This is a genomic window from Pseudoalteromonas sp. 120-MNA-CIBAN-0494 (assembly GCF_040308885.1).
Taxonomy (GTDB): Bacteria; Pseudomonadota; Gammaproteobacteria; order Enterobacterales; family Alteromonadaceae; genus Pseudoalteromonas; species Pseudoalteromonas nigrifaciens.
The window spans coordinates 43,350-57,589 of record NZ_JBEOOE010000003.1 but is presented as its reverse complement, the minus strand read 5'-3'; the positions used below and the strand labels follow the sequence as shown (position 1 = coordinate 57,589).

Here is a 14,240-nt window from a genome sequence, read left to right as displayed (position 1 = left end):
AACTCCTTAATTTATTTTCAGCTTAAATAATGTATAAGCTGTCAGCTTTGGTTTTAACTTGCATACCAGTCACTAATTCAACATGAACGTCGTCTTTGTTCACTTCAGTGATTATTGCATTAACAAGTGCTTGGCCAAGTTTAACCTTAACCTTATTATTAACCTTGACCTCACTTGCTGGTAAAGGTTCAATTTTTCCTGAACGCTTAACCGGTGCGGCTTTAGCTGTTTTATCTGCTGAAGTAGCATTTTTAGCGGCATGAGCAGGTTTCTTTTTGAAAGATTTTGCATCTGCATCTGGACGCGGACGTTGCTGCTTTTTGCGTTTAGCCATTTTCGCGCGGCTTTCTTCCAATGCTTTTTGTGCATGGTCGATATGCTCTTGCTCAACTTTTTCAGCTTGATTACCATCAAGATCAATACGAAACTCTGACTTAGTCACAGCTTCTAAATAACGCCAGTTAGACGTGTATTTTCTAAGCGCTTGGCGCACTTGAGTCTTGCTTACTTTTTCAGACCCTTCAATACGCTCAGCAATATCTTTAAAAATACCGACTTTAAGCGGTTTGATACCGTCTTTTTGTTTAAAACACTGCGGGAATTCTTGATATAAAAATTCCAACACTTCGTTCATATCTTTTAGCTTGTTTGTGGTTTCCATTTTAGAACCTATTTTTCACATCTTTTCATCAAGGGACGAATCAACATAGTGTATTACCCAGTCGACCAATTCTTCGAAGTCGGCCTCAATTACAGCCATATCACCACGAAGGTGTTCCCAAATACCATTAATTGTTTCATCGATAAATTCACACTCGGCTTCGTCTGGTAGACGATCCCAAGCAATATGAATCAAATCATTGAGCGTTTCCGCTACATGTTCTTCATCGCCTTCCCAATCGCCCACATCTTGTACGGCAAAAAGGTAGTCTTGAACATTTAGCAAGTCTTTCATTATAGGCTTGCCTCTAAGCATTTTACTAATGCTTCAAGACCCGCTTGATCGTCAGTATCAAATCGGCTAATACTTGGGCTATCTATATCAAGTACAGCAAATACTTTACCAGCTTTCATAATAGGTACAACTACTTCAGAATTTGACGCTGCATCACAGGCTATATGCCCATCAAAAGCGTGAACATCTTCTATTAATTGTGTTTGTCCGGTTGCAGCGGCGGTTCCACATACACCCTTTCCTACCGGAATTCGAATGCAAGCTGGGTTACCTTGAAACGGACCAAGCACTAATTCGGTAGGTGAATCCATAAAATAAAAGCCCGCCCAATTTACATCATCTAATGAAGTAAATAACAGCGCGCTTATATTTGCCATATTAGCAATTACATTCGATTCACCGCCTATCAGCGATTGCGTTTGCTTAACTAATGACTGGTAAAAATCGTGCTTTTGCATACCAAACTACTTCTTATTAAACATACAGTAGCTAAAGGTACTCTTTGTCGTGAAAAATTGAAACCTTTTGCGGCTAAAAAAAAGGAAAATGCACGCTTTATCAGCATGCTTGCTTAATAATGCTACGATTATTTTTTTGCGGTTTTACGCAGCCCAAACAAAAACAGCCCTGCAGCAAACCCAGACATCACACTATTTATTAAAAATATCTCGCCCGTAGTAGCACTAAGTAAGTAACTAAAAATAGCGCCGCCTAATAAACCAAGCGTTAAAACCCCTGAATAATTTACTTTAGCGTACTTAAACATAAGTAAGTAACCTGGCACTACAAATGCGGCCATTGTTAACCCTACAATGTGTGCGTTTGCTATTGCCGTCATCAATAATTGAAAAAATACAGATAAAAAGTCGCCACTCATAGCAAGGCCATAATAAACACCCAACATACCACCAATAATAATTGGGGAGAGTAATGAAAGCCCGACACTTTTTGCAAGTTGATGTTTCATCGTAAAATCCTTAAATATACAAACATAAGCCTCATAATATAAGCATGCCCTAAGCGGAGTCGCTTATAAATAGAGACTATGGTCGTAATTTAAACTTGCAAAACAAACGCATTATTTTATATGAGGCACAAAAAAGCCCGCTAATTAAGCGGGCTGTTTTGTTATATGGTGGAGAAATAGGGATTTGAACCCTAGATGGGCTATAAACCCATGCCGGTTTTCAAGACCGGTGCATTCGACCACTCTGCCATCTCTCCGATACTGCTATAGTTAAAAATAAGAGTGTATTTTTAACTATTTTAAATAAATGCTTATTATTGATTTTAAAAACCAAAACACCATTTATTTATTAAATAAGTGGTGGAGAGATAGGGATTTGAACCCTAGATGGGCTATAAACCCATGCCGGTTTTCAAGACCGGTGCATTCGACCACTCTGCCATCTCTCCGCACGGCCTGAATAATAGGGAAAGCGCAGAGGTTTGTGAAGCTTTATTTTAAATTAATTGTTTAAGTGATTAAAAAACAACTAATTTGTTTAAAGTTAAAGCAAAAGTGGCCTGCATTAATTGTAATTGAACTTTTATTTAAATATTTCACTCTATTGAACTACAAAGGTTTGCCCAAACATATAAGAGTTGTTAATCTAAATTTAGTTAAATTATCGGAACTACTCAGTTTCAACCACAGGAGCTCTACAATGGCGTTTAATCAATCGTACAATACCGCTAAACCGGTAATGTCTACCATTGAAACAAACAAGGTGCTTAAAAACACCTACCTATTACTTGCTATGACACTCGCATTTAGCGCTGTTACAGCGGGTATTTCAATGGCACTACAGTTACCATACTTTATGGGATTAGTGTTCACACTTGTCTCGTTCGGCTTATTATTTGTAGTAAATAAAAAAGCAGAAACTGCATCTGGTGTATTTTGGGTATTTGCTTTTACCGGCTTAATGGGCGCAGGCCTTGGCCCAATGCTTAACCACTATGCAGAAATGCCTAATGGCCCTATGCTAATTATGCAAGCGCTGGGCTCTACCGCGCTGATATTTTTTGGTTTATCGGCTTATGCACTTAACACTAAAAAAGACTTCTCATTTATGGGTGGCTTTTTAACGGTTGGTTTAATCGTAGTTATTGTGGCAAGCATTGTTAATATTTTCATCGGTAGTTCACTGATGTTTATGGTACTTAATGCTGCTGTAGTATTAATTATGTCTGGTTTAATTTTATTTGATACCAGCCGTATTATTAACGGTGGCGAAACAAATTATATTCGCGCAACTGTGTCACTTTACCTAAGTGTATATAACTTATTTACTTCATTACTTGCTCTGCTTGGCGCAAATAATGACTAATTAAAAAGTTCTGTTAAAATAGCCCCTTAATTGGGGCTTTTTTTTGGAATAATTTTGTCGCGTTTCGTCTTGTCTTTACATACTCCACCCTCTGATCACGATACTACGCAGCGTTTAGTTAAATTTGCGCACGCTTGCTTAGCGCAAGGACACACCATAGACGCTATATTTTTATATCAGCAAGGGGTTTATCATGCTTCAAACCACTTTGATCTTCCCACTGATGAGCTACAAATTCCGATGTTGTGGCAGCAATTAGCAGATCAAAAAATTAATTTAATGTTATGTGTAACCGCCGCTGAAAAACGTGGTTTAGACATTAAACACACCAATGTGTTTAATGTTGCTGGGCTTGCTGAATTTGCCATGCTTGCTAGTGATGCCGACAAATGGATACAGTTTAAATGATTAACGTACTCGTAATGAGCCAATGCAGTCCTTTTGATGACTTGCATATTCGCGACGCCCTAGACATGACCCTCATATTTGCAGCTGTCGATCAGAATATCAGTTGGCTATTTAGTGGCCCAGCTGTACTGGCACTAAAAAAGCAACAACAACCAAATATGCTTGGTATAAAAGATTTTTTTAAAAACATTAAAACATTGGAAATTTATGACGTTGAAAATATTTACGTCTGCGAAAAGTCACTACTCGATTATGGCTTAAACAAAAATGATTTATTGTTAGATGTGCAAGCACTAAACTTTGATCAGCAAAAAGCGCTAATTAAAACCCAGCAACATGTGGTGAACCTATGAGTAACCTACAAACTAATGCTTTGAGCACCTTACATATATTTTCTAAACCACTTAGCTACTACAGCGCCAATCGATTAGAAAACCTAATTCAAGCAACTGATATTGTACTTCTGGTTGGTGATGCCTGTTATGCAGCAAAGCAGTATCGACAATTTGCCGAATCATTGTTTATTTTAGCGCCTGATGCGAGTGCTCGCGCTATAAAGCTAAATAATAACGATAAAGTAATTAGCTATGACGAATTTGTAACCCTTAGCTTATCAACCAATCAATCTATTACCTGGTAACTTATGCTTGAAATTAACAACCAACAGCTTGAAACAGACAAACAAGGTTATTTACTTGACCATACTTTATGGTCAAAAGAATTAGCGCCCATTATTGCACAGCAAGAAAACATTAGTTTAACTGAGCAGCATTGGGAAGTTATTAACTTTGTTCGCAACTTTTACCTAGAATACAACACCAGCCCCGCTATTAGAATGCTGGTAAAAGCCATGGCTAAAGCACTCGGTGAAGATAAAGGTAATAGCCTATATTTATATAAATTATTTCCTAAAGGCCCGGCAAAACAAGCGACTAAAATTGCCGGCTTACCAAAACCTGCCAGGTGCATATAATGAATAATAAGTCAGCTAATAAGCAAGAGTACACAGCTAAACCCAAACGTAATACTGGCAGAACCTATTCTCGCAGCACGCTAAAAAGCGTTGCTTCAAAAAGAGAAATAAAACCAGCAATAGCTTCACAAGATATAAAAATAGTCTTATTTAATAAGCCTTTCGACGTTTTGTGCCAATTTACTGATGATGCCAACAGAAAAACCCTTGCTGAATTTATTCCTATAAAAGAAGTTTACGCTGCAGGCAGACTCGACAGAGACAGTGAAGGTTTATTACTGCTCACCAATTGCGGTAAATTACAAAACACCCTAACCGCACCGGGTAAAAAAACCAGTAAAACTTATTGGGTTCAGGTAGAAGGTGAGCCGAGCTCAGAGTCAATTGCTGCACTATGCACAGGCGTAGAATTAAAAGATGGCCTTACATTACCCGCTAAAGTGAGTATCATCAGTGAACCAACGCTGTGGGCGCGAAACCCGCCAGTAAGAGAGCGAAAACTAATACCTACAACTTGGCTCAGCATAACAATAAGTGAAGGGCGTAACCGCCAAGTTAGACGCATGACAGCACATATTGGCCACCCTACTTTGCGCTTAATTCGCTATAGTATTGGTAAATATACCCTAGATGGTATTAATAACGGCGAGTATGAAGTACGCGAAGGTAACCGTGCATAAGCCGTATGCAACCGTGGTGGCAATTGTAAAAAACGAAATCCTGGCACAAGCCGCAAGCAGAGAGTTATTAGAGGAAACTGGCTTAGCACTGTACCCAGAAGAATTTTTAGGCTTTTAAAACTTACATGCTACAAATGGGACTTATAATTTTTCTTTTTTTACAGCCGACAACTGTATTACAATCCCAATACCGCTTGAGCCCGATATTACCTCTGCCGGTTAGTATAGCTTTTAGAAAATTAAAACAATGCATCTACGCAGTTCTCTTGTTTTAAAGTGTATAAACGACAGCCTAACACGACGATTAATTAACATACTGAACTAAGCGCAATACAATTCCGCCCTTGATCTTTTGCATAATAAAGGGCGCTATCGGCTGCTTTAATAAAATCTACATAATCATTACATACATGCTCATCTATCGTGTTTATTCCCATACTTAACGACAACAAACCAGTAAAACTGTCTTCATGAATTATAGCTAATTTTTCAATCGCTTTTTGAATTTGTTCAGCCACAAAGAGCGCTCCTTGTTTATCTGTTTGGGGTAGTAATACTACAAACTCTTCGCCCCCATAACGGGCAACAAAATCTTCTGGGCGACTCACTGTATCGGCAAGTTTCTGTGCAACAGCGTATAAGCATTCATCACCCGCTAAATGACCGTAACGATCATTAAATTGTTTAAAGTTATCAATATCAATTAAAATAATAGATAGCTGACCACTAAGGTTATTTACTCGCTCAAATTCATCGGCTAACTTTTCATCAAAACGACGCCTGTTAGCTATTTTAGTTAACGAGTCTAAAAAGGCCATATCACGCAAAATATCTTGGGCTTTTATACGCTCCGTTGCGTCGTTAAAAACAGCAATAAACTCATTACCAATGCTTATACCTGAAATTTGCATTGTTACTTGCTCACCATTTTTACATACTATTTGGTAGTCATTTGCTTGGATGTCGTTATTTTTTTTTTCGGCTTGAGCGATCGAATGCTCCCACAAGGTTTGTGCTGACTGCCTATAGTTTAAATCTGGGTACGCATTTACCCACCAAATGTCCAAATTGGGGACATCTTCTATGCTGTAACCAAAAACATCAATAAATCGCTGATTAACTTTTAAAATATCACCTGTGTCACTACACACATTACATATAGGCATAGGTAAAATAGTAAATAACTTTGCATAATGGCTCAACTCATGTTTTCGCATTGGATGATGGGTACTATTGGTTATATAGTTTTGTTGTGTATCACTGTACTCATTTGCTAGTTTAGCATTCATAATGGCGACAAAGTGCCATTCAAGCCACCATTTTTCTAAGCGTGTTAATATCGCTTTTTGTGCTTGATTATTTAAACTAAGCGATTGCTCTGTAAGCCTAAATAGCTCAGATATAGGATGTGGATCTTGATATGAATAAGGTGGTGTAACTTTAATTATTTGATTAAAAAGGTAGTAAGCCGATTTTTTTAAATCGGTTGATGTACTGGCAAGCAAATCTTTAAAATCAACGTCGTTTGATGCACTGATAATAAAAGATTTAATCCTGTCGACATGTGACGCATAATTCATATATTCATTCCTTTGACTATATTTATAATAATTGTAATTACTATGTAATATTAAACCTTGGCAAATACACAATAACTAACAATGTAAATATAGCACTAAGCTACTACTCAAAGCTATAAGCCATAATACTCTTAAAACTTAACATACTTTTTTATATAATTTACTTTCGTTTTACCTTACGTTCTAACTGCTAAATAAGTTTAGTCTAAATAAAAAATAATCACAAAAGCGCTGCATTACGGCTAAGCCTCTTTAAGCGCTGCTTAAATACATGCTATAATCGCGGCCTTTCCAAGATGTTATTAATAACAGTAATCTGTATAAGCGAAATTATTCATGAGCGAAAATAGTCACATTAAAGTCATCGTAGGTATGTCCGGCGGTGTTGATTCTTCTGTATCTGCATATTTGTTAAAGCAACAAGGCTATCAGGTAGAAGGCCTGTTTATGAAGAACTGGGAAGAAGACGACAATGATGAATATTGCGCCGCAGCTGATGATTTAAAAGACGCGCAAGCAGTTTGCGATAAACTCGGTATTGAACTGCATACAGTTAACTTTGCCGCTGAGTATTGGGATAACGTATTTGAGTACTTTTTAGCTGAATACAAAGCAGGTCGTACACCTAACCCAGATATAATGTGCAATAAAGAAATTAAATTTAAAGCCTTTTTAGAATTTGCGGCCCAAGCATTAGGCGCCGACTTTATTGCCACCGGTCACTATGTACGCCGCGAACTACGCGATGACAAATACGTTATGTGCCGCGGGTTAGATGATAATAAAGATCAAAGCTACTTTTTATACACGCTTAGCCACGAACATATTGGCCAAACATTATTCCCTGTTGGCGATATTGCTAAGCCAGAAGTACGCCGCATAGCTGAAGAGCAAGACCTAATTACTCACGATAAAAAAGACAGCACAGGTATATGTTTTATTGGTGAGCGCAAATTTAAAGACTTTTTACAAAAGTTTTTACCTGCCCAACCTGGTGTTATCGAAGACACTGATGGTAACAATGTAGGCGAGCACGAAGGATTAATGTATCACACCCTAGGTCAACGCAAAGGCTTGCTAATTGGTGGTATGAAAGAAGGCTCAGGAGAGCCATGGTATGTAGTAGATAAAGACCTTGAGCGAAATGTACTTATTGTTGGCCAAGGTAAAGATCACCCTCGCCTATACAGTAATGGCCTTAATGCTAACCAATTGCACTGGGTTGACCGTATTGGCCCTAAAGGCACTACTCGCTGCACAGTTAAAACCCGTTACCGCCAAGAAGACTTAAGCTGTACGCTACTTGTAGGCGAAGACGGCATGGCACGCGTATTATTCGACGAGCCACAAAAAGCCGTTACTCCAGGTCAATCTGCCGTATTTTATGCAGAAGATGTGTGTTTAGGTGGTGGTATTATTGATTCGGTGATCAAATAATGAATCAACACCAAGTCATGGCGCTTGCCGCCATGTGCCAAGTTGCTAAACAAGTTCAAAAAGTTGCTCAGTACGGCAATAATAATGAACACGATTTAGAAATACTACTTTCGAGTATTATTCAAACCTCGCCGGCATCGCCAGAGGATGTATACCAAGGCACAGATAACCTACGCGATGGCTACAAAACATTATTGGCACAGCTAAGTGCTGGCGCGCAAAAAGATGTTGAAATTGTAAAATACGTCGGTGGTTTAATGCAGCTAGAACGTGCCTTGAGTGCAAACGACAAAAGCTTAAACGAATTAGGTAAACGTATTGATGACATTCATCGACGTTTAGATCATTTTGCTATAACCGACGAGAGCGTTGTCGCCGGTTTAGCGGATATATACTCAACGGTGCTAAGCCCCCTTGGGCACCGTATACAGGTTTATGGTAAACCTGAGTTACTAAAGCAGCAGCTCACTCAAAATAAAATCCGCGCATTATTATTAGCCGGTATTAGAAGTGCAGTTTTATGGCGACAAATGGGCGGTAAACGCCGTCACTTTTTCTTTGCAAAAAGAAAAATAATCGCCATTGCTAAAGCAAAAATTTAATTATCGTTCAAACTAAAATTTAGGAGTTATTATGGAGCTTTCAGCGTTAACGGCTATCTCTCCAGTGGATGGTCGCTACGGCAGCAAAACCACTGAACTACGCAGTATTTTCAGCGAATTTGGCCTAATCAAATACCGCGTAACCGTTGAAGTGCGTTGGTTGCAAGCGTTAGCTGCAGCGAGCGATATTAAAGAAGTCCCTGCATTTAGCGAACAAGCTAATGCATTACTAAACGCCATTGTTGATAACTTCAGCGAAGCTGATGCACAGCGCGTTAAAGATATTGAACGCACAACAAATCACGACGTTAAAGCGGTTGAATACCTTCTAAAAGAAAAAGTAGCCGATAACGCAGAACTACATGCAATTAACGAATTTATTCATTTTGCATGTACCTCTGAAGACATTAACAACCTATCTCATGGTTTAATGCTAACTGAAGCACGCAATAATGTATTACTACCATATTGCGATCAGTTACTTAGCGCAATTAAAGAAAAAGCGATTGAGTACAAAACAATCCCTATGATGACACGTACGCACGGACAACCTGCTACACCGTCTACTATGGGTAAAGAGTTTGCTAACGTTTACATGCGCTTAAAACGTCAACGCGACCAAATTGCACAAGTAGAAATGCTAGGTAAAGTTAACGGTGCTGTAGGTAACTACAACGCTCACCTTAGTGCATACCCAGATTACGATTGGCACACACATGCAGACAAATTTGTATCAAGCCTAGGTTTAACTCTAAACCCGTTTACTACACAAATTGAACCGCATGACTACATTGCTGAGCTTTTTGATGCTATTGCCCGTTTTAACACAATACTGCTCGATTTTGATCGTGACATGTGGGGTTACATTGCCCTTAATCACTTTAAGCAAAAAACCATTGCTGGCGAAATTGGCTCATCAACAATGCCACATAAAGTTAACCCTATTGATTTTGAAAACTCAGAAGGTAACTTAGGTTTAGCAAATGCTATTTTTTCTCACCTTGCACAAAAGCTGCCTGTTTCTCGCTGGCAACGTGATCTTACCGACTCAACGGTATTACGTAACTTAGGTGTAGGTATGGGTTATGCACTTATTGCATACCAATCAACACTTAAAGGTGTAAGTAAGCTTGAAGTAAACGAGCAACGTTTATTAGAAGAGCTTGATCAAAACTGGGAACTGCTAGCAGAGCCAATTCAAACAGTTATGCGTAAGTACGGTATCGAAAAGCCATACGAAAAGCTTAAAGACTTAACCCGTGGCAAACGTGTAAACCAAGAAATAATGGCAGACTTCATCGATGGTTTAGACCTTCCTGAACACGCTAAAGTAGAAATGAAAAAACTAACACCTGCTAATTATATTGGCCGCGCTGTTGAGTTTATTGATGATTTAGTTTAATAACTAAACTAAAATCAATGAAAAAGCGAAAGGTCTCCTTTCGCTTTTTTTGTTTTAATACCACTTGCACTAATTTGTAGGGCCACTGTATGTATCAATTAAAAATAAATGACTTATCAGAGCAAGAGTTTTTAACTCAGTTCTGGCAAAAAAAACCACTCTTAATTAAACAAGGTTTTAGTAATTTTCAGGACCCGCTTGATGCGAATGAACTTGCAGGCCTTGCAATGGAAGACAGCATAGAGTCGCGTATTGTTACTAATCATAATAATGAATGGCAATCGCACCAAGGGCCGTTTGAAGACTTTGAACAGCTTACAGAGCAACACTCTACTTTATTAGTACAAGCGGTTGATCATTGGCATAACGATGCAGCACAGCTGCTAGAGCCGTTTCGATTTATCCCAAACTGGCGCATAGATGATTTAATGATCAGCTATTCAACGCCTGGCGGTGGTGTTGGCCCGCATTTAGATCAATACGATGTATTTATTATTCAAGGTGAAGGCAAACGCCATTGGCGAGTAGGCCTACCAGATCCTAGCCTTAAACAATTCACCCAAAATAAAACATTATTGCAAGTAGAAGCGTTTACTGCGGTTATTGATTGTATTTTAGAACCCGGCGATATTTTATATATTCCACCAGGTTGCCCGCACGAAGGTTATGCCGTAGAAAACGCCCTTAATTATTCGGTGGGTTTTAGAGCGCCAAATCAACAAGATTTACTCTCTAGCTTTGCCGATCATATTATTGATACCGAAAGCGGACAAAAGCGTTACACCGACCACAACCTTACATTAAGAGAGTCTAAGGGCGAGCTGAGCGATACTGAGGTTGATAAAGTAAAAGTGCTAATGCAGGCATTACTAAACGACCACACCTTATTTAAACAATGGCTTGGCACAACTTTAAGCCAACCAAAGCACGATATGGACTTAATGCCTGTTGAGCAACCGTTTAATGCGGCGCAAATAGCCGATGCAATAATCAGTGACGACATAAGCTTTGAACGCCTAGGTGGAACGCGTGCTATATATCAGCAAACAGCTGATGAATTATTAGTAAGTGTTAACGGAGAAAACTACTCTGTACCAAATAGTGACTTGAATGCTGTTAAGTTACTTACTGATTTTACAGGTTTTAATGCGCAACAGCTAAAAAACACGGCCCCAAGCCTAGTTTTTATTGAAATATTCACTACACTAATTAATGAGGGTATTTGGTTCAATTAGAGGTGTATTATGGACTACCGGGTAGAACAGGTCGATTGGCACAGCCAAAAAGCGCTACTGCAGCAAATAAGAGAGCGTGTATTTGTTTATGAGTTACATATTCCTAAACATATTGAATTTGACAACCTAGACCCACTTGCCCAACATATTCTTGTCACCTGTATTACCAACGACACACAGTCTCCTGTAGCCACAGGCAGGCTGTGTAGCGATGGCCTTATAGGCCGTATAGCTGTATTACCCGCCCACCGCAATCGCAATGTTTACAAATCCCTACTTAACTTTATTGTTGCACTTGCTGCAGAGCAAAATATTGAAGTACTGAGTATTAACTGCATTTTAGAAGAAGTTGAATTATTTAAACAAAATGGCTTTAGCCAACAAGGCAATGTATTCATGGAGGCTGGCATTGCAAAGCTACGAATGCAATGCCCTGTTACCAGCTTTGAAACTCGTCCATTTACGTTAACGCATTAAAAAGCGAGCTACAATAAACAAAGTAGCTCGCTTTTTTAATTTGTTATACAAACATATTAAACTTATTTAGGCTCGTTAGCCCACAGTTGTTCATTTTCGTGCATTTCGTATAAACCATGGGCACGATTGATCAGTAAATTGGCAAAATCAACCTTGGTTTTATCACTCGCCCCTGTTTGCATTATTTGATCAGCTTTTAACTGCCATTGCAGTGAAAAATAACGTATTGCATCGCGAGCATCTTTTGCAGCACTCACTTCAGCATGATCAGTTGGTAAACGACCGGTAATTACCCAATAGTTTTTACCGTTTTGCGCCTTAAATTTCCATAGAGCACAAAATGGGGCTAAAAAACGACTGTCTTTTTCAATCAACGTTTTAGGCATAATGCCTTTTTCAGCTAAATGCTTTTGTGCGTTTTGAAAGCATTCACGCTGCCATAATATATTTTGCTGCTCTACTTGAGCTTGTTCTTGTGCTGTTAACGGTTTTTTTTCTTGTTGTGTCATTATTAATAACCTTTTACTTCTTTTTTAACACTTTAAGGGCTTAACAAATAAGGTGCAAGTACAAAAATAGTATTTTTTAGCCTAAAACCCGCTGTTTGCCTGGTTTTTAGCCAAATTTATAAGCTTTACTTAACTATTTTAATATTATGATCGAATGAGCCCACATCCCCCGGAAATACCACCGGCGACTCAATCCCTTCTTTATTAATGGCTGCAACACCAAAATAGTAATTATCAATTACTACATTGTTAAGTATAGCTTGAGTAACCTTACCCACGGTTTTACTAAACTGCCATTGTGGCTCGCTGGTATAACGCCAATAAATACGATAACCGGTTATATTATTGTCTTTAGATGCCTGCCACGACAAACGCGTATTAGCCGTTACCGCACCCGCGATTTTCACGTCTTTAGGAGGAGCTGGTGCCCACGCCATCGACGCTAAACTTACAGCATTAAGTGCGGTTAATTTGGCCGCATAGTCAAAATCAACGCCTTTGATCGTATCGCCATATTCAATGCCGTTTTCAGTGCGTAAGTCTTGATGCTGGCGATCGTAATGCTCGTTTGTTTCCATAATGCGCACTGCAGCAAAGCCCGCGTCATTAAAGGGTCTATGGTGCCCGCCTCTACCAAATCGGTCTAACCGGTAAACTAGCATAGTATTTAAATTAGCAATGTATCTGTCGGCAATGGTATCTATGTAACGCGCCAAGTTACGACTAGCTGAGTCAACCTCGCCCCCCGTAAAGCGCCGCGTTCGTGCTTGCTCTTTAGTTTCTATTACGCGCGTACCTTCAGAAAATATCCGCGCTGTGGTGTTATCGGTTACGCCATTAACCCCGGTAATATTGCCTATCATGTCGTTGTTTAGTACTGCGTGTACTTGCCAGTCGTGTTTTTGCGCATAAGCGGTTAAAATTTTACCACCAAATAAACCCTGCTCCTCGCCCGACAGCGCCGCGTACACCACAGAGCCATTAAATTTATGTTTACTCAATACGCGCGCCGCCTCTATTACGCCCGCCACACCAGAGGCGTTATCGTTAGCCCCCGGCGAGTTACTAGTAAAATCCATCACATCGCTTACGCGTGAGTCTATATCGCCCGACATTATTACCATACGGTTAGGCTCGCTTATACCGCGCTGAATAGCGACAATATTAACCACTTCGGTTGCATCAGGAATTCGTTTTTCGCCCGATATAGTGTCTTTTACTTCAATAATCTCTAGGCATCCGCCGCATTGTGCTGATATTTTTTCGAACTCTTGTTTTATCCAGCGCCTTGCTGCACCAATGCCACGGGTTTCCGATTTAGTGTCTGATAATGTATGGCGCGTACCAAAATCCACCAGCGTTTGAATATCGCCACCAATACGCTGCGCTGAAATATCACCGGCTATAGCATGCAATTTTTGTTGATCAGTGTATTTAATCTCGCCCGCTGCCAATGCTTGCGAAGTTAAACCCACAAAACAAGCAGCTGTAAGGGTACTCACGCTAAGTAATTTTGTTGTTATTTTAAAAGGTGTTTTAAGCATTTATAGCTCCTTATTTTTATTATAATCACCATTACGCAAGTAAGCTTATTGCGCAATACTTTTGCGGTAGGCACCACAAAAAAGTAAGCTAGAGTACAGGTTAAA

The 14,240-nt window shown here is 39.3% G+C and carries 19 protein-coding genes and 2 tRNA genes; 12 read left to right on the top strand and 9 right to left on the bottom strand.

Annotated elements, in window-relative coordinates:
* Positions 1–22: 22 nt before the first annotated feature.
* The 6 genes from proQ to AAEY55_RS03525 form a co-directional block, all read right to left on the bottom strand.
* The gene (gene proQ, locus AAEY55_RS03550; RefSeq protein ID WP_086998613.1) at positions 23–661 is read right to left on the bottom strand and encodes an RNA chaperone ProQ; all 639 of its coding nucleotides are present in this window, start codon (positions 659–661) and stop codon (positions 23–25) included.
* Between the two features lie 15 nt (positions 662–676).
* Positions 677–955 carry a hypothetical protein gene (locus AAEY55_RS03545; protein ID WP_011328358.1) on the bottom strand — a complete coding sequence of 93 codons (279 nt, stop codon included), beginning with the start codon at positions 953–955 and terminating at the stop codon, positions 677–679.
* Positions 955–1,413, bottom strand: a complete 459-nt coding sequence (locus tag AAEY55_RS03540) for a GAF domain-containing protein (RefSeq protein ID WP_011328359.1) — start codon at positions 1,411–1,413, stop codon at positions 955–957. The genes AAEY55_RS03545 and AAEY55_RS03540 overlap by 1 nt, the downstream gene beginning before the upstream one ends.
* A gap of 128 nt (positions 1,414–1,541) precedes the next feature.
* Positions 1,542–1,922, bottom strand: coding sequence for a hypothetical protein (locus AAEY55_RS03535; protein ID WP_086998619.1), 381 nt, complete (start codon positions 1,920–1,922; stop codon positions 1,542–1,544).
* Positions 1,923–2,088: 166 nt separating this feature from the next.
* A tRNA-Ser gene (locus tag AAEY55_RS03530) sits at positions 2,089–2,179 on the bottom strand.
* A 101-nt stretch (positions 2,180–2,280) separates the two neighbouring features.
* Positions 2,281–2,371, bottom strand: a tRNA-Ser gene (locus AAEY55_RS03525).
* A gap of 251 nt (positions 2,372–2,622) precedes the next feature.
* Here AAEY55_RS03525 and AAEY55_RS03520 point away from each other — a divergent pair.
* From AAEY55_RS03520 to AAEY55_RS03490, 7 genes are read left to right on the top strand one after another with little or no spacing between them, the layout of a single operon-like run.
* A complete protein-coding gene (locus tag AAEY55_RS03520; RefSeq protein WP_041454448.1) occupies positions 2,623–3,288 on the top strand; it encodes a Bax inhibitor-1/YccA family protein in 666 nt (221 codons plus the stop codon).
* A 54-nt stretch (positions 3,289–3,342) separates the two neighbouring features.
* Positions 3,343–3,696, top strand: a complete 354-nt coding sequence (gene tusD, locus AAEY55_RS03515; protein WP_011328362.1) for a sulfurtransferase complex subunit TusD — start codon at positions 3,343–3,345, stop codon at positions 3,694–3,696.
* Positions 3,693–4,049: a sulfurtransferase complex subunit TusC gene (gene tusC / locus AAEY55_RS03510; protein WP_041454449.1), complete on the top strand. Its 357-nt coding sequence runs from the start codon at positions 3,693–3,695 to the stop codon at positions 4,047–4,049. Before tusD ends, tusC begins: the two co-directional genes overlap by 4 nt.
* Before the next feature lie 20 nt (positions 4,050–4,069).
* On the top strand, positions 4,070–4,336 hold the full coding sequence (tusB, locus tag AAEY55_RS03505) for a sulfurtransferase complex subunit TusB (RefSeq protein ID WP_041454715.1): 267 nt from the start codon (positions 4,070–4,072) through the stop codon (positions 4,334–4,336).
* Between the two features lie 3 nt (positions 4,337–4,339).
* Positions 4,340–4,669 (top strand): TusE/DsrC/DsvC family sulfur relay protein, encoded by a 330-nt coding sequence (locus AAEY55_RS03500; RefSeq protein WP_011328365.1) that lies wholly within the window; start codon positions 4,340–4,342, stop codon positions 4,667–4,669.
* Positions 4,669–5,349, top strand: a complete 681-nt coding sequence (locus AAEY55_RS03495) for a pseudouridine synthase (protein WP_350545871.1) — start codon at positions 4,669–4,671, stop codon at positions 5,347–5,349. The genes AAEY55_RS03500 and AAEY55_RS03495 overlap by 1 nt, the downstream gene beginning before the upstream one ends.
* Entirely contained in the window at positions 5,321–5,467 is a 147-nt protein-coding gene (locus AAEY55_RS03490; RefSeq protein WP_350545873.1) for a hypothetical protein, read from the top strand. The genes AAEY55_RS03495 and AAEY55_RS03490 overlap by 29 nt, the downstream gene beginning before the upstream one ends.
* Before the next feature lie 190 nt (positions 5,468–5,657).
* On the opposite strand, the gene AAEY55_RS03485 is transcribed toward AAEY55_RS03490, so the two are convergent.
* Entirely contained in the window at positions 5,658–6,929 is a 1,272-nt protein-coding gene (locus tag AAEY55_RS03485) for a sensor domain-containing diguanylate cyclase (RefSeq protein ID WP_350545876.1), read from the bottom strand.
* A gap of 336 nt (positions 6,930–7,265) precedes the next feature.
* On the opposite strand from AAEY55_RS03485, the gene mnmA reads away from it, so the two are divergent.
* The 5 genes from mnmA (at position 7,266) to AAEY55_RS03460 (ending at position 12,082) form a co-directional block, all read left to right on the top strand.
* Positions 7,266–8,366: a tRNA 2-thiouridine(34) synthase MnmA gene (mnmA, locus tag AAEY55_RS03480; protein WP_011328368.1), complete on the top strand. Its 1,101-nt coding sequence runs from the start codon at positions 7,266–7,268 to the stop codon at positions 8,364–8,366.
* Positions 8,366–8,968, top strand: a complete 603-nt coding sequence (gene hflD, locus AAEY55_RS03475) for a high frequency lysogenization protein HflD (protein ID WP_011328369.1) — start codon at positions 8,366–8,368, stop codon at positions 8,966–8,968. The genes mnmA and hflD overlap by 1 nt, the downstream gene beginning before the upstream one ends.
* 31 nt (positions 8,969–8,999) lie before the next feature.
* On the top strand, positions 9,000–10,370 hold the full coding sequence (gene purB, locus AAEY55_RS03470; RefSeq protein WP_011328370.1) for an adenylosuccinate lyase: 1,371 nt from the start codon (positions 9,000–9,002) through the stop codon (positions 10,368–10,370).
* A gap of 89 nt (positions 10,371–10,459) precedes the next feature.
* The gene (locus AAEY55_RS03465; RefSeq protein ID WP_350545880.1) at positions 10,460–11,605 is read left to right on the top strand and encodes a cupin domain-containing protein; all 1,146 of its coding nucleotides are present in this window, start codon (positions 10,460–10,462) and stop codon (positions 11,603–11,605) included.
* 9 nt (positions 11,606–11,614) lie between these two features.
* The gene (locus AAEY55_RS03460) at positions 11,615–12,082 is read left to right on the top strand and encodes a GNAT family N-acetyltransferase (RefSeq protein ID WP_011328372.1); all 468 of its coding nucleotides are present in this window, start codon (positions 11,615–11,617) and stop codon (positions 12,080–12,082) included.
* A gap of 62 nt (positions 12,083–12,144) precedes the next feature.
* On the opposite strand, the gene AAEY55_RS03455 is transcribed toward AAEY55_RS03460, so the two are convergent.
* Both AAEY55_RS03455 and AAEY55_RS03450 read right to left on the bottom strand, forming a co-directional pair.
* A complete protein-coding gene (locus AAEY55_RS03455) occupies positions 12,145–12,591 on the bottom strand; it encodes a DUF4826 family protein (protein ID WP_011328373.1) in 447 nt (148 codons plus the stop codon).
* 125 nt (positions 12,592–12,716) lie between these two features.
* Positions 12,717–14,135, bottom strand: coding sequence for a M28 family metallopeptidase (locus AAEY55_RS03450; RefSeq protein WP_350545886.1), 1,419 nt, complete (start codon positions 14,133–14,135; stop codon positions 12,717–12,719).
* Positions 14,136–14,240: the final 105 nt, after the last annotated feature.